Below are 20,419 nucleotides of genomic sequence, written 5' to 3'. Positions count from 1 at the left end.
TAGCCCAAAGCAGGCCAGTTACTTCTTAATGCCGCGTCCCAGACGCTTGGCGACCGATGCAACGGCTTCCTCGCTGGCCGGCCCGCAGCTCACACAGCCGTCGTGGGCACGCATCTGGCCGGTGACCTCGTCCATCGCGAGCGGTGCCACCTTCTCGAGCTTAAAGCCCTTACCGGCGCGCATGTTCTCCTTGGCCACGCTGATCATGAGTTTAATGCGGTTGAGCTGGTTGACCTCGGATGCACCGGGGTCGTAGTCCACCGCAACAATGTTGCTCTCGGGATGCTGGCGGCGCAGCTCCTTGATCACGGCCTTGCCCACCACGTGATTGGGCAGGCACGCGAAGGGCTGCGTGCAGATGATGTTGGGTGCACCGTGATCGATCAGGTCGAGCATCTCGGCCGTGAGCAGCCAGCCTTCGCCCATGTTGTTGCACACCGAAAGCACCGTGCGGGCCTTGTCGGCCATGGTACCGATGCGCTCGGGCGCCTCAAAGCGGCGGGACTTTTCGAGCATCTCCTCCACCGGCGTACGCATCCAGTCCACGAGCTTGATGAGCGCCTGCATACCAGCGCGCGTGGTAGCGGAGCTTCCCAACTCGTCCTTCTGCAGCTCGGCGTTGCTCATGGAGTACAGGAAAAAGTCGAGCAGACCCGGCACCACGGCCTCGCAGCCCTCACGCTCGATGACATCGACCACGTGGTTGTTGGCTGTGGGATGGAACTTGACCAGGATCTCGCCGACCACGCCCACGCGCGGCTTGGTACCCTCGCCCACGAGCGGCATGGTGTCGAACGCGCGGATGGCCTCGCGGCACAGCTTGGTGTAGTTGTGGCGGTTAAACTTGGGCGCCAGCTTGCGGGCGCGCGCCATGTACTCCTCGTAGAGCGCATTGGCAGCACCGGGCGTGGCCTCGTACGGGCGGCAACGATAGAGCATCTGCATCATCACGTCACCAAAGAGCACCGCGTAGACTGCCTGCTTAAGCAGCGCCGGCGTAATTTTAAAGCCGGGGTTGTCCTCGCCGAGCGCCACAGCCGAAAGCGAGATCACCGGGATCTCGGGGTGGCCGCTCTCGCGCAGGGCCTTGCGGATGAGTGCGATGTAGTTGGTGGCACGGCAGCCGCCGCCGGTCTGGCTGATAACCACGGCCGTCTTGGACAGGTCGTACCGACCGCTCTCGATGGCCTCCATGATCTGGCCCGTCACCAGGATCGACGGATAGCAAATGTCATTGTTCACATAGCGCAGGCCAGCCTCGACGGCATCGTGATCGGTTGAGGGCAGCAGTTCCAAGTTGTAGCCGGCACCGCGGAACACCTCTTTGACCAGGTCAAAGTGGATCGGCGCCATCTGCGGGCACAGGATGGTGTAGCCCTCGTCGCGCATCTGCTCGGTAAAGGGCACCTTGGGCCATGCGGTCGAGACGCTCTCACGCTGCGCCTCGAACGTGTACTTACGGCTCGCGAACGCGGGGGCATCCTTGGAGGGAGCCACCGGCGCGGCATCGCCCTGCTCGTAGGCCTCGCCCGCGGCCGTAGCCTCGGCCAAGCGCTCGGCCTCCTGGTCCTTGAGCGCCGCCATGAGCGAGCGAATACGGATGCGCGCGGCGCCCAAGTTGGACACCTCGTCGATCTTGAGCACGGTGTAAATCTTGCCGCTGGCCTCCAGGATCTCCTGCACCTGATCAGTGGTCAGAGCGTCCAGGCCGCAGCCGAAGGAATTGAGCTGGATCAGGTCCAGGTCGTTGCGCATCGTCACAAAACGGGCGACGGCGTACAGGCGGCTGTGATACATCCACTGATCGACGACGCGAATCGGACGCTCGGGCTTCACCAGATGCGCGAGCGAATCCTCGGTAAAGACCGCAAAGCCAAAGCTCGAGATAAGCTCGGGCAGGGCGTGGTTGATCTCGGGGTCGTTGTGGTAAGGACGGCCGGCGAGTACGATGCCGTGGCCGCCGTGGTCCTCGACCCACTTAAGAGCCTCCTCGCCCATGGTCTGGATATCCTCGTGGAAGCGCGCGTCGGCCTCAAAAGCAGCGTTGACGGCGGCATCAACCTCGGAGCGCGTGATTTTAGGACCGCGCACGCGACCGCGACCGGCCTCAGCATCGGCCACACGGTCGACGGCGAGCACCTGGTACAGGCGGCGCTTGAGCTCGGTCTTGTCGTGATACGGCACAAACGGATACAGGAACTCGATGTTCTGCTCGCGGATCTCGTCAATATTGAGCGCCAGCGCCGTGGGGTAGCTCATGACGATGGGGCAGTTATAGCAGTTGCCAGCCGTCGGATCCTCCTTGCGCTCCCAACGCACGCACGGCATCCAGATAAAGTCGACGTCACGGTCGATGAGGTTCATCACGTGGCCGTGGCTCATCTTTGCCGGGTAGCACACGCTCTCGGACGGCATGGACTCGATGCCCGCCTGGTAGGTCTTTTTGCTCGACTGGTCGGACAGCTGCACGCTAAAGCCCAGGCGCGTAAAGAACGCATGCCAGAAGGGGTAGTTCTCGTACATGTTGAGCGCGCGCGGGATGCCGACGGTGCCGCGCGGGGCCTCGTCGGGGCTCAGGACCTCGCGGTTAAAGAGCAGCTCGTTTTTCTTTTTGAAGAGGTTGGGGGCCTCGGTCTTCTGCTTTTTGTGGCCGGCGCCCTTCTCGCAGCGGTTGCCGGTAATGAAGCGCCTGCCACCGCCAAAGTCGTTGACGGTAAGCTGGCAGTTGTTGGAGCAACGGCCGCAGCGGACATGCTTTTGCGTCACGGTGAGGTGCGCGATGTCCTCAGCCGAAAGAATGGTCGAGGTGCCGTCGGCGCCGGCGCGATCGCGGGCGAGCAGGGCCGCACCGTAGGCGCCCATGCAGCCGGCGATGTCGGGACGCACGGCATGAACGCCGGTGAGCTGCTCAAACGCGCGCAGCGTGGCATCGGACATAAAGGTGCCGCCCTGGACGATTACCTGGCTGCCGATCTCCTTGGGATCGCGCAGCTTAATGACCTTGAACAGGGCATTCTTGATGACGGAATAGGACAGGCCGGCGGCGATGTCGCCCACCGTGGCGCCTTCCTTTTGCGCCTGCTTGACGCGCGAGTTCATAAAGACCGTGCAGCGACTTCCCAGGTCGACCGGGGCTTTGGCATGGATGGCGGCGTTGGCGAACGCGCGCACGTCCATGTTCATAGAGACGGCGAAGCTCTCGATAAAGCTACCGCAACCCGACGAGCAGGCCTCGTTGAGCATGATGTGCTCGATGACGCCGTCCTTGACGCGCAGGCACTTCATGTCCTGGCCGCCAATGTCCAGAATGAACTCGACGCCGGGCAGGAACGCCTTGGCGCCGCGCAGGTGCGCGACGGTCTCGATCTCGCCGGAATCGGCCTTGAGGGCCTCGATGAGCAGCGCCTCACCGTAGCCCGTGGTGGTCACGTGGCCGATGGTGCAGCCCGCGGGGATGTGGTTGTAGAAATCGGCCATGATGACCTTGGCCGTGCCTAGGATGTCGCCGTTGTTGTTGCCGTACCAGGTGTGCAGCAGCTGACCGTCCTCGCCCACGAGCGCGGCCTTCATGGTGGTGGAGCCGGCGTCGATGCCGATGAACACGCGTCCGGTGTAGCCTTCGAGCTTGCCCTTGGGGACGACCTCGGTGTCGTGGCGGGTCTTGAACTCGGCAAAGTCCTCGTCGGTGGCAAAGAGCGGATCCAGACGCTCGACCTCGGCACCCTGCGTGTCACCCAGGGCATCGATGGCCCCGATGAGCTGCGGGAACGTGCTGAGCTTGTTGGACTCGTGCGCCATGGCGGCGCCGCTCGCCACAAACAGGTGAGCGTTTTGGGGCACGATACGGTGCTCCTCGTCCAGATTGAGCGTGAGGTAGAAGCGGTGGCGCAGCTCGGAGAGATACTGCAGCGGGCCGCCCAGGAAGGCGACGTTGCCGCGGATGGGACGGCCGCACGCCAGGCCCGAGATGGTCTGGGTCACGACAGCCTGGAAGATGGAGGCGGCCACGTCCTCGGGGCGGGCGCCCTCGTTGAGCAGCGGCTGCACGTCGGTCTTGGCAAAAACGCCGCAGCGGCTGGCGATGGGATAGATGGTGGTGGCGTTGGCCGCGAGCTCGTTGAGGCCGCTGGCGTCGGTGTGGAGCAGGGTTGCCATCTGGTCGATGAACGCACCCGTGCCGCCGGCGCAGGTGCCGTTCATGCGCTGCTCGATGCCGTTATCGAAGTAGATGATCTTGGCGTCCTCGCCGCCCAGCTCGATAGCGACATCGGTGGCCGGGATGAGGGTCTCGACGGCACGCTTACTGGCGATGACCTCCTGGACAAACTCCAGGTCGAGCCACTGGGACAGCAGAAGGCCGCCCGAGCCGGTGATGGCGCAGGTCATCTGGGCCGTCGGCAGCACGGTCGCAGCGCCCTCGAACAGGTCGCGGGCGCAGGCACGGACGTCGGTGTGGTGGCGCTGGTACTTGGCGTAGACGATCTGGTTGTCGTCGTTGAGCACGGCAAGTTTAACGGTGGTGGAGCCCACGTCGATGCCCAGGTGCAGGTTGCCGCGAGCGTTCTCGGGGTTGAAGATCGCGCCTTCGGGGGCGTGGACGGCGGCTACGGGCTCAGCGGCAGTGGCGAGCTCGCTAGCGACGGACGTCTCCCCTGCCGCGTTCTTGGCATCGGCAACTGCCTCGGCAACTTTCTCGGCAGCTGCGGTCGCGGCCTTCTGCGCGGCGTCCACCACGGCGGGCGCGGCCTCGCGTGCGGCAGCGACCATGCGGTCCTTGATGCCCTCGACGAGTTTGCTCATTGTCTCTCCTCTTAGTTGTTGGACTCGACGGTTGCGGTGGTGTCGACCGCGTCCTCGAGCTGCAGATTCAATAGCTTCATGCCGTATTCCGGCACGTTGATATCGATGGGTTGGCCATACAGGTCGCCGGGGCGCACAAAGGCGATAACCGTCATAATGCGCGCCATGGTCTCGGGCGATTCGGTGAGCCCACGCTCAAACCAACGCTGGATCATGCCGACCTCGGCACTCACGACATAGGTGACGTAGTAGTCAAAGAAGGTGCCCAGCGCCAAGCCCAAAATGCCCGTCTGTGCGCGCGGCACCACGGCCTCGCGTGCGGTATCGATGATCTTTTTAATAAAGGCGGGGTCGCCGCCCGGGCCCAGCAGCGATCCGATTAAATCGCGGTTGGCCGCAAGGTAGCGCAGCAACTCAACCGAACCGGGTGCCGGCTCGAGCTCATCGATGTTGTGATAGAGATCGGGCAGCTGAGCTGCGGTGATGAGCTCAATGCGCTCACGGATCTCGGCCAGCAAGCCGTCCTCGATTTGATTGATAAAGTCGGGGATATCGCGGTAGTGCGAATAGAACGTGCGGCGCGTAAGGCCAGCGCGCTCGGTGAGCGACGCGACATTAATGCGCGAAAGGTCGCCGCTTTCGGCAAGCTCGCTGGCAAGTGCCTGGCGAAGGGCACGCTGCGAGCGAAGGGACCGGCGATCGCATTTCTCGAGCTGGGACAAACGTCCTCCTTGTTACTCAGCCTGTGCGCTATTGCACAGTGCGAGTATTATTGCACACCGTGTGCATCAACACGTAAAGGCAATATTTGGGATGTGACGAAGGGGCAGCCTCTTTGTCACATTCAGCGACCGCCTAGGTTGTGCCAGTTGTGCCTGGCTTTTGGAGCGGCATTGCTGATTGTTCAAAATGTCATTCGTGGGTAGAATAGTGTCGACGGCAGCCCAAGTTCTGGAAAGCTGGGCAGCGCCGTTGTTTGCATTAGGGGGTCAACGCCTTAGCGGCGGCGACCCCTTCTGTTGCGCTTCGAACGCTGCTTGAGTGCCTCGGAAAGGCCGACGAGCGCCGTGAAGAACGAGACCAAAGCGGTCAGAAGTCTCACGAAATCAATCAAATCGGTCATGGGCATCACCTCCCATCAGGTGGAGGGCGCTGCCCGGCACATGGAACTGCCGCCAACGATACCGATTCTATCAAAGCGTAGTTGTATATGCGAATATATGTTCGTATTCCAAGAACACAGACCCCTGTGACAAAGGGGCTGCCCCTTTGTCACATTATTCGATGACGGTGCGGGAGTTTTGCTTGCGCATGGTGGCGAGCATGTGTTTGGGGACGGCGTGGACCATGCAGCTGCCGATGGTCGCGCTCGCGGCGGCCTTGGCGGCATCGCTTGCGTTTTTGGTCGCGTAGCTGTGGCGGAAGCGTTTGAGCATGGCAATGTCGTTGCCGCCGTCGCCGTAGACCGCGACCTCGTCCTCGGCAATGCCGTAGTAGCCCGCCAGCCAGGACACACTCTCGCCCTTGTTGCACGCCGCGTCCGTGATCTCAAACATCACCGGGTCAAACGGCGCGTTGACTACACGGTCCGAGCGCTCGGCCAAATATGCCTTAAGGTCGCGCTCCAGCTCGGGCGAGGTCACGCGGCAGTTGATCTTACACACATCGTGGCGCAGGATGTCGCCGATTGACTGATCGAAATACTGCTCCTCGTGATACCCGCCACGCGCGCGCATGCCGCGCATCACGATGCGCTTGATAGGGCTGTCCTTCTTAAAGCCCGCCTGGTGCATCTCGAACGAACCGCTCGAGAACATGCCGTCGGGCGTGGAGCAGTCGAAGCAAATGTTCGGAAACGCCTTGAGCAGCTCCTCGGTAACCTGCGGGTCGATGGTCCAGGTCTTGAGCACCTCGCCGTGGCTGTTGCGCACGATGGATCCGTTGGAGCAGCAGGCGTCGAGTGCCAGACCTGTAAAGCCATGCTCGCCGATTGGCAACGTCGAGCGTCCGGTCGCGGGAACCACATGCAGGCCAGCCTCGGTCAGCTCGCGAATGGCACGGCGGATGGTCCCATCCGCCTCGTGCAGGGCGTTCAGCAGCGTTCCGTCTAAGTCACTCGCAAACATCTTGATCATGGGCGTGCCTCTCCTTCGTCTGCACGATATTGTAGACGAGAACGGGCGCGCCCCAAGAGAAGCGCGCCCGTTAGGCGAAAGATCGTCCTACACCGCGGCGGGACCATGCTCGCCGGTACGGATACGGATAACCTCCTCGACCGGCTCGACCCAGATCTTGCCGTCGCCGACGGCTCCGGTGCGAGCAGCGTTGCAGATAATCTCGACAATGCCGTCGACATGCTCATCGGCACAAATGAGCGTGAACTGCACCTTAGGGATCGTGTTAACAAGCAACTCGTTGCCGCGCACGTATTCCTTCCAGCCATGTTGCGCACCGCAGCCCTGCACCTGGTTGATAGTCATACCACGAACATCGGCAGCAAACAGCGCGTCTTTAAGAACCTCAAGCTTCTCCTGGCGCACGATAGCCGTGATCTTTTTCATAATGAATTCCTCTCTTTATCAAATAAATGAATTGCCATTCAATGACGCGGGTTTCCCAGGTGCCGCAGATTGGGTTGAAAGAGGAGCGCCGCGTACTTTTGTACGCAAGCGACGGTTTGAAACCCAAGGTGCGGTGCCTGGGGAAGCCGCTAGTCAAGTCCCGAGAAGGAGGGATATGCGCTCTCGCCGTGCTGACTCGCATCCAGGCCCAGCGCCTCGTCGGCCTCGTCCACGCGCAGGCTGCCGTGGAACAGCGCCTTGACCACCGCGGCGATCACCAAGTCGAGCACCAGTACAATAGCGACCGTCACCACAATGCCCAAAATCTGCGAGATGAGCAGCGAGACATCGCCCGTGTAGAACAGGCCGCCCTTACCGGTCCACGAGAGCTCCGGCACGCAGAACAGCCCCGTGAGCACGCCGCCCAGGATGCCACCGATGCCGTGGCAGCCAAACGCGTCGAGCGCATCGTCGTAGCCAAATTTGGTCTTAAGATGGCTGATGGCCAGGTAGCAGACGGGAGATACGATCAGGCCCATGACCAGCGCCGCCCACGGCTCGACAAAGCCCGCGCCCGGCGTGACCACCACAAGGCCCGCAACCAGACCGGTGCTGGCGCCCACCAGCGTGGGTCGACCGGTGTGCACGCGCTCGACGGCAAGCCACGAGACCATGCCCGCCGCGCTGGCCGTCACGGTATTGAGGATGGCAAGTGCCGCCACGGCGTCGGCCCTAAACTCGCTGCCGCCGTTAAAGCCAAACCAGCCAAACCAAAGCAGGCCGGCTCCCAGCGCCACAAACGGCACGTTATGCGGACGGTAGCTCACCATGCCAAAGCCGCGACGACGGCCGAGCATTAAGCAGAGAATCAGGCCCGTAAGACCAGACGAGATGTGCACCACGTCGCCGCCGGCAAAGTCGAGCGCGCCGATGATATCGCCGATAAAGGAGCCCTCGCCGCCCCAAACCATGTGAGCAAGCGGCGCATAGACCACGAGCAGCCAAATGCCCAGGAAGGCCGTCGTGGCACCGAACTTAACGCGGCCGGCCAGGCTGCCCGTGACGATAGCAGCCGTGATCATGGCAAATGCCATCTGGAAGGCGATGTTGATGATCTGAGGGTAGACGACACCGTCCGCAGCATTGCCCTCGGCCGCCTGCAGCACCTGGTTGAGCACCGGCAGGCACAGCAGCTGGTCAAGGCCTCCAATAAACGGACTCGAACCGTCGCCGCCATAGGCCAGAGACCAGCCGGCAACAATCCACAGCACACCAACCAGACCAATGGCGCCAAAGCACATGAGCATGGTGTTGATGACATTTTTGCGCCTGGACAGGCCGCCATAGAAAAACGCCAGACCCGGTGTCATTAAAAACACGAGCATGGTGCAGATGAGCATAAACGTTGTCGATCCCGTATCGTACATTCGCTCTCCCTTGGTCGCATGAACGTTGTCGGCGCCCATAATGCGGCCGAGGGGCAACTGGTGTAGACCAGATACGGCGTTGTTAAACGCGGCGTTGTCGAATGGAAACGGCGCCGCAATCTTGGAAACGGCGCGGCAACGGACGCGAAACGAACGGGAAATACGCGAGCAAGGAAGCCGTGAGCGCGCCCGTCCCGGCTAGTGGCGGAACAGCTCGCGGGCTCGGTCGCGGAGATTAGTTGCTCGAATGACGCCTTCGTAGCGATTGATGCGCAGACGCGGGAAGGCGTTAAAGAAGCGTAGGTCGCGGCGGCTGAGCGACACGCTTGGCACCGGACGGCTCATGCGCTTGCCGGCAAGGCGACGACTGAGCGACGGACGCGGCATGTTCGGCGCGGCATCGGCCACGCGGCGGGCGGCAAGCGCCAGGCCGCGAGCACCATCCGCGATAAACGTCGGCATCGAAGCCTTCTCGCGCAGGGCATCGAGCGCGGCGTCACCCAGCTCGGCCAGCCACGCGTTAACGGCACGGCTACGGATGTGCGTCTGCGCCACCGAGTCAATCGTAGAATCGGGAATACGTTCGAGCATTGAGTCCGAGGCATCGGCAAGCGACTCATTGATGCGGTCGGCAAGGTCGGCCCGGACGCGCTCCAGCTGATCGGACAGACGCCGCCAGCTCGCCAGCGAGCACAACGCGTCGACCATCATCGCGACCGCGACGATAAAGGCGGACAGCCGCACAATCAGCACCGGCAGATGACCAAGCAGCCCCAGCAATGCCGGCTCCACTAAACGGCAAATGCACAGCGCACCCAGGCCAAACGCGCATGCCCAGTACAGGCAGATGCGTCCGTGCAAGTTAAACGGCAGGTGCGAGTAATCCCAAAAGCGAGCGCCCGTTGTTTTTTCCAACAGCACGCCTACGCTGTACTCAATCACGCTGCATACGAGCGCTGCAGCGACAAACTGGCTCGACGCGTCAGGAATTCCGCGCAACAGCAGCCAGCAGGCAATGCCGCCCGCGCCATAGATGGGGCAACACGGTCCCAGCAAAAAGCCGCTGTTGGCAAAGCGTCCGTGGTTGAGCATGGCGCAGACCGTCGATTCCCATGCCCAGCCGCAAAACCCGTAGAAGGCGAACGAGAGCACCAGTGCCGAAAGCGGACAGGCGGCAAGCGTCGCGCCGTCAAATGCCATGTCGATCGCGGTCCCCACCGTCTACCCTCTCCTCTTTTCACTCGAATCTTTGCTCGAGCCGTCGCTCGAGCCCTCGCTCAAATCGTTCGCGTCGTCTTTGCGCGGCAGGCGGCCGGCGACCGTCTCGCGCAGAGCACACCATTTATCCGCCAGGCACACAATCCAAGCCTCACGACACGTCGGCGGCACCGGCACCAGCGGAAACATATGCCGCACGATAATATTCCGTTCGCGCGACGTCAGCTCAAAATCTTCCTCCGCGCGCGCTAGGGCAAAAAACGGGTGGCGAAAGCCATGCAGCCGATGGCTTGGGTCGGGATCGTGCCAATCGTAGAGAAAGTAATCGTGTAACAAGGCTCCGCGCAGCAGCGAGGCACGGTCGATCGAAACACCGACGCGGCCCAGGCGCTCGGCAAAGGACAGGCTCGTCCGCGCTACCGAAGTCACATGTGCATAGACCGTCACGTCGCCATGCTGGATAAACTCGCGCGTCAGGTCCAAGCGGCCCGCCTGGGCGAGCTGGCGGGCGGCATCGTCGACCTCGTGCGCGATTTTCTCGGCACGAACGGCATCGGACATGCTGCCTCCTTCCAGCGGCTCACGGCGGCAAGCCACGGCCTGCACGTATTGAAAAAATCATCTTCGAATCTATCAGTATGGCATCGGACAAAACGTTTTGCCCCACCAGTTGGCGAATTACCGCGCCGCCGTCACATATCAAACGCCAAAATGTGCGAGACTGTCTTGTGCAATTGTGTCGGCCGAGGGAGCGCCGGCGCTCGATTCGCATGGAGTAACCCACAACGATGCTGCTTACGCAAACGACAACGCCCGAGGACGTCAAGGCTCTTAATCGTGCCGAGCTCCCGCAGCTCTGCGACGAGATTCGCCACGCCATCCTCGAAAGCTCCGCCGCCGTCGGCGGGCACGTTGCCCCCAACCTGGGCGTCGTTGAGCTTACGGTCGCGCTCCATCGCGTGTTTAACTCCCCTATCGACAAGATTCTCTTTGACGTTTCGCACCAGACCTACGCCCACAAGGCGCTGACTGGGCGCGCGTACACTTATATCGATCCGAAGCGCTTTGGCGAGGCCTCTGGCTTTGCCAATCCCGACGAGTCCGAGCACGACCTGTTCGCCATGGGCCATACCTCCACGTCGGTGAGCCTGGGCTGCGGCCTGGCGCACGCTCGTGACCTGGCGGGCGATGCGTACAACGTCATCACCATCATTGGCGACGGCTCGCTTTCGGGCGGCCTGGCGTTTGAGGGCTTCAACAATGCCGCCGAACTCGACAGCAACCTGATCATCATCGTCAACGATAACGACCAGTCCATCGCCGAGAACCACGGTGGCCTCTATCGCAATCTGGCCGAGCTGCGCGCCAGCAACGGCACCTGTGAGCGCAACGTTTTCCGCGCGATGGGACTCGACTACCGTTATTTGGACGCCGGCAACGACGTGTTGGCCCTAGTCGACGCGCTGCAGGAACTGCGCAATATCGATCATCCCATCGTGCTGCACGTCTCCACCGCCAAGGGCAAGGGCTTTGAGCCGGCCCAGAGCGACCCCGAACGCTGGCACCACGTGGGTCCGTTTGACATGGCGACCGGGCGCAAGCTCTGCCCGGGCCATCCGAGCGAGCCTGCGCCGCGCACCTACGCCGACATTACGGGCGAGGCGCTCAGCGCCGCCATCGAGCGCGATCCGCAGGTCGTGGGCATCACGGCCGCCACACCCTACATCATGGGCTTTACACCCGAGCTTCGCGCTGCCGCCGGCAAACAGTTCGTCGATGTGGGCATTGCCGAGGAGCACGCCGTGACCTTTGCCACCGCGCTTGCGCGCTCGGGCGCCAAGCCAGTCTTTGGTGTGTACGGCACGTTTTTGCAGCGCGCCTACGACGAACTCTGGCACGACCTGTGCCTCAACGACGCCCCGGCAACCATTTTGGTGTTTGGTGCGTCAATCTTTGGCACCACGTCCGAGACGCACCTCTCGTTCTTTGATATTTCCATGTTGGGCGATCTTCCCAACATGCACTACTTGGCGCCGGCCTGCATGGAGGAATATCTGTCCATGCTGAGCTGGTCGCTCGACCACCGCGAGCATCCCGTGGCAATCCGCGTACCGGGCATCGGCCTGGTAAGCCGCCCCGACCTTGCGCCCGCCGAAGACACCGACTACAGCGCCGTTCGCTACAACGTGGTGCGTCAGGGCCGCGACGTTGCCGTGCTCGCGCTTGGCGATTTCTTTGAGCTGGGTGAGCGCGTGGCAAACCGTCTGACTGCCGAGTACGGCATCGAGGCCACGCTCGTCAACCCGCGCTTTGCAACCGAGCTCGACCGCGAGTTCCTCGACAGTCTTGCCGCCGAGCATCGCGTCGTCGTCACCCTCGAGGACGGCATCTTGGACGGCGGCTGGGGCGAGCGCGTGGCATGCTATCTGGCATGCACGCCGTTGCGCACGCGCACCTTTGGCATCGCCAAGGGCTTTCCCGACCGCTACGATCCCAACGAACTGCTCGCGCAGAACGGCATGACGGTCGAGAACATGGCCGCCGAAGCCGTAAGGCTACTCAACGAGTAAGAAAACCTCCGCAAGGAAAGCATCCCTGCGGAGGTTTTTATTTTCGCGACGCGATTATCTCAATCTGTAACATCTATGGCCTGAATTCCCGTCTAACTGTTACAGATCGAGACATTCAAATCCCCCTAAGGAGAAAAACTCGATCTGTAACAGTTACTCGGCAAAAATGGCTGCAGATGTTACAGATTGAGACAGAACAGTAAGGCATGCCGCCGCATCGGCCAGAACCACCACAAAGGTGCCTGTCCCCTTTGTGGTGGTTTTCGCTGCCGCCATTATAGCGACCGCTGTGAGCGATCATGTCGTCCGCGAAACACTATTTCAGCTGCAATAACTGACGTTTGCCCAGATAAAACCTACCAAAATAAACCTGTCCCTTTTTGGTAGGCAGAATTACCCATAAGACAAGTATGTTTCTGAGTTATTTCGTGTTGACCCATTTGAGCGGGATAGGGTATAACTCTACTCAACCGCTAGGGATTTTATTGAGAAAGGTGTTCTACCATGAGCAAGAACCTCTCCCAGCAGGTCGTTCTCGACCGCCGCGGCTTCGTTGCCGCCACCTTCGCAACCCTCGCCGGCCTTGGTCTTGCCGGCTGCTCCGACACCAGCGCCGAGGCCGACAAGGGTTCCGCCGCCGGCTCCTCCAAGAGCTCCAAGGATACCGAAGTTTCCGCCACGCTCGACGCTAAGGCATTCGACAAGCTCGTCGACAACGGCCCCAAGGCCGATGACGACGCCATCGCCGCCAGCACCTGGGCCACGGCCGTTAAGGACGCCGGCGTCTTTAAGATCGGTGGCGTTCAGACCTCCACGCTCTTCTCCCTCCTCAACGAGAAAGACGGTCAGACCCGCGGCTTCGACGCCGGTATCGCACAGCTCCTGTCCAACTACATTCTGGGCGAGAACAAGGTCGAGATCACCCAGGTGACCTCGGACACGCGCGAGTCCGTCCTGCAGAACGGCCAGGTCGACGCTGTCTTTGCCACCTACACCATTACCGACGAGCGCAAGAAACTCGTTTCCTTTGCCGGTCCCTATTACTACACGCAGCAGGCTATCCTGGTGCTCGCCGACAACGACGACATCAAGAGCGTCGACGACCTGGTCGACAAGAACGTCGCCGTCCAGTCCGGCTCCAACGGCCCCGCCATCCTGGAGGAGTTCGCCCCCAAGGCTAGCCAGCAGGAGTTCAAGACCGACGAGGAGGCCCGCCAGGCACTCCAGCAGGGCCGCGTTGACGCCTACGTCATCGATAACAACATGCAGCAGAGCGCCCTGGTCCACGAGCCCGGTAAGTACAAGATTGCCGGCAAGCCCTTCGGCAGCAAGGAGCCCTATGGCATCGGTCTGCCGCTCGATTCCGACGGCGTCGCCTTTGTCAACGACTTTCTTAAGAAGATCGAGGACGACGGCACCTGGACTGAGCTGTGGCAGATCTGCATCGGCGACCGTACGGGCGACACCAATGTTCCCGAGCTGCCCGAGATCGGCGCCTAGGCAGCGAGCCTGGTAACGGCCGCAACGAAACCATACGGAAACGCATGATGCGCTTTATTGCGGTAAACTGTTTCCTCACTGAGTTGTCGGGGCTTCCGTACACACGGGAGCCCCTTTCCTTATCGGCGGGAGGTCCGCATGAGTCTCTCCGAGCTCTGGTCGCTCTATGGCCAGAACTATATCGACGCGCTGCTAGCAACCTGGGGCATGACGCTTGAGTCGTTTGCCATCGCCATGGTGCTGGCCGTCGCCGTCACCGTGATGCGCGTGTCGCCGCTCAAGCCGCTGCGTGTCTTTGGCGACCTGTATGTCCAGGTCTTCCGTAACATCCCCGGCATCGCACTGCTCATCATCGTCGTCTACGCGCTGCCGCCGCTCAAGGTCGTTCTGCCCTACCGCACCTGCGTTATCGTCGCCACGGTCCTTTTGGGCTCGGCCTTTGGCTCCGAGAACTTTATGAGCGGCATCAACACCGTCGGCGTCGGCCAGGTGGAAGCCGCCCGCTCGCTGGGCATGAGCTTTAACCGCATCCTCGCCAAGATCGTGATTCCACAGGCGCTGCGCTCGAGCGTGCTGCCCATGACCAACCTCTTTATCGCTGTCATGCTCACCACCGCGCTCGGCAGCCAGGTGCCGTTGCAACCGCAGGAGCTCACCGGCGTGGTGAGCTACATCAACACGCGCTCGCTCGGCGGCGTCGCCGCGTTCTTTATCTCGGCACTCGGCTACCTGGGCACGGCCTTTGTGGTGAGCCACATTGGCAACTACATCGATAAGAAGGTGAGGATCCTCCGATGAGCAAGCACTCCTCTTCTGCGCTCACCATGCGCGATGCGCTCTACGAGGCTCCCGGCCCCAAGATGCGCGCCAAGATTCGCATCGGCACCGCCATCTCGCTTGTTGCCGTCGCCGCGCTCGTCGTCCTGGTACTGCAGCGCTTTTATGTGACCGGTCAGCTTTCGGTCCACTATTGGTATTTCTTTACGCACCTCACCACCTGGAAGTTCCTGCTTGCCGGCTTTGAGGGCACCGTTAAAGTCGCACTCACCGCTGGCGCCATCGCGCTGGTGCTAGGCTTAGCCCTTATGCTCGGCCGCACCAGCGACATTAAGCCGCTGCAGCTGGTCTGCCGCGTGCTCACCGATTTCTTCCGCGGCGTGCCGAGCCTGCTGTTCATCTACTTCTTCTTTTTGGTGCTGCCCCAGTACAAGATCGCGCTGCCGTCGTTTTGGATGCTCACGCTTCCCGTCGCGCTCGCTGCCGCCGGCGTACTCGCCGAGATCTTCCGTGCCGGTGTCAACGCCGTGCCGCGCGGCCAGGTCGAAGCCGCCCAGGCACTCGGTCTCTCCAAAGCTAAAATCACCTTTAAAATCGTGTTGCCGCAGGCTATTCGGTTTATCATTCCGTCCTTGATTTCGCAGCTCGTGGTCGTAGTCAAAGACACCACCGTGGCCTACGTGGTGAGCTACCCCGACCTCATGCAAAACGCCCGCGTGCTCATTACCAACTACGACGCCCTCGTGTCGGTCTACCTGGTTATCGCGGTCATCTACATCCTCATCAACGTCGCGATCAACAAGGCCGCTGTCTATGTTTCGCACAAGACCGGCGCGACCATCATCCGCTAACGCTTTACCATTTCGAGTCATAAGGAGCCGAGCACCATGGCACAGAGCACCTCTTCCACCGGCAATCAGCCGCTGATCGAGCTCAGACACGTCGATAAGCACTATGGCGACCTACACGTCCTCAACGACATCAATCTCTCGGTCAACCGCGGCGAGGTCGTCGTTGTGATCGGTCCCTCGGGCTCGGGCAAGTCGACCATGTGCCGCACCATCAACCGCCTGGAAACCATCGACTCGGGCGAGATCCTCATAGAGGGCGAGCCCCTGCCGCAGGAAGGCAAGGACCTTGCCCGTATGCGTGCCGAGCTGGGCATGGTGTTTCAGCAGTTCAACCTGTTTGCACATATGACCGTACTGCAGAACGTCATGCTGGGACCGGTCGATGTGCTGGGCGTCTCCAAGGACGAGGCCCGCGAGCGCGCCATGGACCTGCTGGGCCGCGTGGGCGTTGCCGAGCAGGCCGATAAGGTGCCCGCACAGCTCTCGGGCGGCCAGCAGCAGCGCGTAGCCATCGCCCGCTCGCTTGCCATGCAACCCAAGGCCATGCTTTTTGACGAGCCCACGAGCGCCCTTGACCCCGAGATGATCAACGAGGTGCTCGAGGTCATGGTCCGTCTGGCCCAGCAGGGCATGACGATGATCGTCATCACGCACGAGATGAACTTCGCCCGCCGCGTGGCCGACCGCGTCGTGTTTATGGCCGACGGCCAGATCGTGGAAACTGGCACGCCTGACGAGTTCTTCGACCACCCCCAGACCAAGCGCGCCCAGGACTTCCTCAACTCTATCAAGGGTCACTAACCCAATTGTCACGCGGGCAAATTCATCAGTAACGTTTGCCCCGCGCCACCCCTGTGCCATGTCCACTCGGATTCGAAAGCCGCAACCATGATCGGAACCCGCACCTCATCGTCCTACACCCCGCATGTCGACGTCGACCCCGCCGACCGCCCACTCATCCTCGTCGCACCGCGTTGGGAAGAGGCAAAGCCGTTTTTGAGCGAGACGCTCTCCCCCAACGAGGAAATCGCAAGTGTCTTTGTCGATGCCATTCTTGCCGCCGGCGGCCTGCCGCTGCAGATGTCCATCACCGAGGACATTGAGGTTATCCGTCATTACGTCGATATCGCCGACGGCATCGCTATTCCCGGCGGCCCGGACGTCAACCCCAAGCGCTGGGGCGACGAGCGCCCCTACGACCCCACACTGTGCTGCGAGATTCGCGACCGTTTTGAGTTTAAGCTGGTTAACGAGGTGCTCCGCGCCAAAAAGCCACTCTTTACCACCTGCCGCGGCACGCAGCTGCTCAACGTCGCCACCGGCGGCACCCTGTGCATGGACGTGCCGAGCCTGGGTGCGCGCGAGGGTCGCACGCAGTGTCGTCACACCCACGTGCTCAACGATCCCGTGCACCCCGTCGAGGTCGTGCCGGGCTCGCTGCTGGAACGCGCGGTTGGCGGGCACAGGCTAATCCAGACCAACTCCGCACACCACTGCTGCGTCGATCGTCTGGGTAAAAGCACGCGCTTGGTCGCCAAGGCAACCGACGGCGTTCCCGAGTGCATCGAAGTCGAAGGCCAGCCTTTCTGCTTGGGCGTGCAATGGCATCCCGAGTACACGTGGATGACGCTCGAGACCGACTTTAACCTGTGGAAGTCGTTTGTCGAGGCAGCGGCCAAGGTAAAGCAGGCCCGCTAGCTCGCGAACCACTCAGGTTAAAGCCTCCTAAGCCAGGGGGGGGGGCGGACACCAGCTACGGTGCCCGCCCCCCCCTGAATTTGATATGCGCGGTCCACTAGCCCGTCAGGCAATTTCAATCACTTCATCGCATGCCGAAATAAGCACAGGGTCGTGCGTAGCGATGACCGTGATATGTCGCCCCTTTCTTTCCTTAAGGATTTCGATAAACGCCTGCTTGCTTTGGCTGTCAAGTGCAGATGTCGGCTCATCAAACATCATCACGTCCGGGTTTTTCAGCAGCTGGCGAATAATCGCTATTTTCTGTTTTTCCCCTCCTGAAATATTGTTCTGCCTATCGTCCAGCTCGACATCAAGTCCACCACTTGAATCGACCATCTTTTTAAGCCCCATTCTCTCAATGAGGCTCTCAAGGTCACGCTCTTCAGCGCTTCTGCAGCAAAGAGTTAAATTGTCCCGTATCGACCCTTCGGTCAGGGGCGGCTCCTGCTCCGTAATCCCGATATTGCGCTTTCGCAGCGCATAACGGTCCAGAGAGCTCAGGGGCTTGCTGTTAATCCAAATATCACCCTTGCAGTTTTCTGGATCGCAACCGCTTATCACATCCAGCAGCGTGCTCTTACCGGAACCGTTCGACCCAACGATTGCGTATACCTTTCCTTTTTCTAAAGAAGCCCGAATGTCTCCGAACGCGGTCTTTACAGACCCCGGATAGCTATATGCCAGCTCGGAACAGTTCACCTCGTAAACATCATCGAGGATAATGTCCCCGTTTGAGTCCTCGGGCATGTCCAGCAAGCGCCGCAAACGCTCGTAGGATACCTTTGACGTTTGATAGTCCTTGCCCAGCGCAAGGAAGAATTCAATAGCCGAAGAATAATAGGAGTAATAGCTTAGCGCCGTCATAAGATAGCCGGGCAGCAAATTGCCGTCGAGAACTTCCTTTGCGCCCAGGATCAAGATTCCACCCTGTGCCAAAGATGTGACGGCAGTGTTGGCAAACGTAAAGGTCGCATTAATTTGCTGGTTCTGATAAACGAAACGATATAGCTCTGCAAAAGAGTGCTCAAGCCTTTGCTTGAAAAGCTCGAATAGAACATGTCTGCGGATAAATTGTGCGTTGCTAAGCTGCTTCTCCAGATCGGAAAAGAATCGAGCCTCCTGCTCTTGAGCCTCGAAACTTCTTGCGAACAAACACTTTTTGAAAAGCGAATAGACCGCGCCACCTATTATGCCCAGAGCCATACACAGCATTGCCAGGTGACCGTTTATGGTCGCCAGGACAACAAACACCACAAGCAACGTCACTATATTGCTCACGCTTTGGACACTTGCGTTTATAACAAATATCACCAAATCGTTAGCGTCATGATTAATCTGTTGGTTGTAATAGGAGGCATCAAAATTAGAAAAGAAGGCCCGTGGTAGCCTTTGAACGTGACTTATCACCTCTTCATTCAATGCAAATCCCACATGTGTTTGCAGATCGACATAGACCAGCTCACTGACGCAATTCAAACCGGCTCGCATAATACCCAGCGCTGCTATCTCAGCGCCGATGGCGATTGCGCTTTCCCCATCTCGCGCGACACCGACAAAGTTGTTGACCAGTTGCCCCGTCAGAAAAGGAATTGCGAGACCAACCACAAGCGAGAGCAGGCACATTAGAAGATAGGTTATATACTTTGGATTCTTGATTATTGTTCTTGCGCAGAGATTAAACATGAGCTGAATCCAGTTCCGAAAGCAATCGCTGAGCCTTCTCGGTCAAAATCATTCGTTGGCGCACCTGATACCTTTGAGATACGCACTGTTTTGACCCTCCATGAAGAGCGTGATTAGGGCAGCCTCCCATGCATGAGGGATAGGCAAAACACTCTTCACACTCATGATCGCTCGGCTCATAGTTTAGCCATTGGACCAGCTGAGCATTCATCCTCGGCCCTTCGGCAAGTGTGCTGACGGAGCGTTCACGCATCCCGATTTCATCCCAACATTTATAAAGGCAGCCCTCCGGATCCACTACAAATGACCCTGCACAAACAGCGCCACATATAGCCGGATTAAAGCGCACCGTCAGGTCAACGTAGAACCCCCTATCAACGGCATGGCTATAAAAGTCCAGCTCTTCCTCAGAAAATGCCTCCATCGAAAAACAACTACTGTCGCTTGGGCACGTATCATTGATATTGTCGACAGGCGCTAGGTAGAATCCCACCTTGTTTTTAAGGCCCTTTTCCTCGAGCGCATCCAGCAAATCGCCAGCACCGACAATGTTATGGGCATCGACATTGCACCTGATAGAAATATCTAACAGATGGGTGACTTTAGAAACGTTGTCTAGAATCGCATCGTATGTCGGCTGTCCGTTCCGCAAGATTCGCCGGGAATCATGATCTTGTCGAGAACCGTCCAAAGTCACCTGAGCCATCTTGACGTCACAAGCCGCGAGAGCCGCAGCCACTTCTGGCGTCAGAAGATACCCATTTGTGACAATGGATGCTGCATAGGAACACTCCGGATTAAGGACCCCCTTTATACGCTCTGTGAGTCGCTGAATTCTATCGACTTGTAGCAGCGGCTCTCCACCATACCAACTGATGTCAAACTCGCTCAGTCCCCGTGAACGCTCTTTCACAAATGAAACAAGTCGGTCTTCGACCTCCGGAGTCATTGTCGTTTTGCGTTGCCCTTTTTCATAACAGTATGGGCAACAGAAGTTGCACTCCAATGTCGGGGCTATCGTCATGCCGAGAGAGCGATCAGAAAACCGAACAAGACGGCCTATCGCCTTCATTTCCTCCTTTTCGTCACGATCATCTTCTAACAGCATTCCTCCTTGAAGCAACGCTTCGCGCAATTCATCTGGCTCCCATTCGCTTCCCGATACCATGCGGCACATTCTTTCTGCATGCTGCTTATCTAACGAAAGGATCGCACCGGTCTTCGCATTCATCACCAGCGTCCTTTCGCCACGGGTTTCAATCAGGTTGTATTGAGACGGTCTCATATGTTTA

Annotated in this window: 16 protein-coding genes; 6 read left to right on the top strand and 10 right to left on the bottom strand. The window is 59.9% G+C overall.

All coding sequences use genetic code 11. The annotated features are described in order from the left end of the window. Positions 1-18: 18 nt before the first annotated feature. From I2G40_RS01890 to I2G40_RS01860, 8 genes are all read right to left on the bottom strand, one after another. Positions 19-4,800, bottom strand: a complete 4,782-nt coding sequence (locus tag I2G40_RS01890) for a 2-hydroxyacyl-CoA dehydratase (protein ID WP_195544005.1) — start codon at positions 4,798-4,800, stop codon at positions 19-21. An 11-nt stretch (positions 4,801-4,811) separates the two neighbouring features. Beyond that, complete coding sequence (locus I2G40_RS01885; protein WP_195544004.1) at positions 4,812-5,522, bottom strand: TetR/AcrR family transcriptional regulator; 711 nt, start codon at positions 5,520-5,522, stop codon at positions 4,812-4,814. Between the two features lie 275 nt (positions 5,523-5,797). Next, positions 5,798-5,923 (bottom strand): hypothetical protein, encoded by a 126-nt coding sequence (locus tag I2G40_RS09675; RefSeq protein ID WP_022094649.1) that lies wholly within the window; start codon positions 5,921-5,923, stop codon positions 5,798-5,800. A gap of 154 nt (positions 5,924-6,077) precedes the next feature. Further along, positions 6,078-6,935: an HAD-IIB family hydrolase gene (locus I2G40_RS01880; protein ID WP_195544003.1), complete on the bottom strand. Its 858-nt coding sequence runs from the start codon at positions 6,933-6,935 to the stop codon at positions 6,078-6,080. An 87-nt stretch (positions 6,936-7,022) separates the two neighbouring features. Next, positions 7,023-7,361, bottom strand: coding sequence for a P-II family nitrogen regulator (locus tag I2G40_RS01875; RefSeq protein WP_089572298.1), 339 nt, complete (start codon positions 7,359-7,361; stop codon positions 7,023-7,025). Positions 7,362-7,510: 149 nt separating this feature from the next. Continuing rightward, positions 7,511-8,788 carry an ammonium transporter gene (locus tag I2G40_RS01870; protein ID WP_195544002.1) on the bottom strand — a complete coding sequence of 426 codons (1,278 nt, stop codon included), beginning with the start codon at positions 8,786-8,788 and terminating at the stop codon, positions 7,511-7,513. A 198-nt stretch (positions 8,789-8,986) separates the two neighbouring features. After that, positions 8,987-10,006 carry a putative ABC transporter permease gene (locus I2G40_RS01865; RefSeq protein WP_324252554.1) on the bottom strand — a complete coding sequence of 340 codons (1,020 nt, stop codon included), beginning with the start codon at positions 10,004-10,006 and terminating at the stop codon, positions 8,987-8,989. A 3-nt stretch (positions 10,007-10,009) separates the two neighbouring features. Further along, positions 10,010-10,567, bottom strand: coding sequence for an HD domain-containing protein (locus I2G40_RS01860; RefSeq protein ID WP_195544001.1), 558 nt, complete (start codon positions 10,565-10,567; stop codon positions 10,010-10,012). Between the two features lie 227 nt (positions 10,568-10,794). Here I2G40_RS01860 and I2G40_RS01855 point away from each other — a divergent pair, with 227 nt between their 5' ends. From I2G40_RS01855 to I2G40_RS01830, 6 genes are all read left to right on the top strand, one after another. Beyond that, the gene (locus tag I2G40_RS01855; RefSeq protein WP_195544000.1) at positions 10,795-12,576 is read left to right on the top strand and encodes a 1-deoxy-D-xylulose-5-phosphate synthase; all 1,782 of its coding nucleotides are present in this window, start codon (positions 10,795-10,797) and stop codon (positions 12,574-12,576) included. A gap of 504 nt (positions 12,577-13,080) precedes the next feature. After that, on the top strand, positions 13,081-14,076 hold the full coding sequence (locus tag I2G40_RS01850; RefSeq protein ID WP_195543999.1) for a glutamate ABC transporter substrate-binding protein: 996 nt from the start codon (positions 13,081-13,083) through the stop codon (positions 14,074-14,076). A gap of 138 nt (positions 14,077-14,214) precedes the next feature. Then, positions 14,215-14,874, top strand: a complete 660-nt coding sequence (locus tag I2G40_RS01845; RefSeq protein ID WP_195543998.1) for an amino acid ABC transporter permease — start codon at positions 14,215-14,217, stop codon at positions 14,872-14,874. Then, positions 14,871-15,704, top strand: a complete 834-nt coding sequence (locus I2G40_RS01840; RefSeq protein WP_195543997.1) for an amino acid ABC transporter permease — start codon at positions 14,871-14,873, stop codon at positions 15,702-15,704. Before I2G40_RS01845 ends, I2G40_RS01840 begins: the two co-directional genes overlap by 4 nt. Positions 15,705-15,740: 36 nt before the next feature. Next, positions 15,741-16,505, top strand: a complete 765-nt coding sequence (locus tag I2G40_RS01835; RefSeq protein WP_195543996.1) for an amino acid ABC transporter ATP-binding protein — start codon at positions 15,741-15,743, stop codon at positions 16,503-16,505. A gap of 87 nt (positions 16,506-16,592) precedes the next feature. Next, the gene (locus I2G40_RS01830) at positions 16,593-17,402 is read left to right on the top strand and encodes a gamma-glutamyl-gamma-aminobutyrate hydrolase family protein (RefSeq protein ID WP_195543995.1); all 810 of its coding nucleotides are present in this window, start codon (positions 16,593-16,595) and stop codon (positions 17,400-17,402) included. A 105-nt stretch (positions 17,403-17,507) separates the two neighbouring features. Here I2G40_RS01830 and I2G40_RS01825 read toward each other — a convergent pair whose 3' ends face one another. Continuing rightward, the gene (locus I2G40_RS01825) at positions 17,508-19,127 is read right to left on the bottom strand and encodes an ATP-binding cassette domain-containing protein (protein WP_195543994.1); all 1,620 of its coding nucleotides are present in this window, start codon (positions 19,125-19,127) and stop codon (positions 17,508-17,510) included. Beyond that, positions 19,120-20,412 carry a radical SAM/SPASM domain-containing protein gene (locus tag I2G40_RS01820; protein ID WP_195543993.1) on the bottom strand — a complete coding sequence of 431 codons (1,293 nt, stop codon included), beginning with the start codon at positions 20,410-20,412 and terminating at the stop codon, positions 19,120-19,122. Before I2G40_RS01820 ends, I2G40_RS01825 begins: the two co-directional genes overlap by 8 nt. Between the last annotated feature and the right edge of the window lie 7 nt (positions 20,413-20,419).

Source organism: Collinsella aerofaciens (assembly GCF_015558785.1).
Classification (GTDB): domain Bacteria; phylum Actinomycetota; class Coriobacteriia; order Coriobacteriales; family Coriobacteriaceae; genus Collinsella; species Collinsella aerofaciens_P.
Note: the sequence above shows the minus strand (reverse complement) of the source record. Positions and strands in the feature narration are given on the sequence as shown.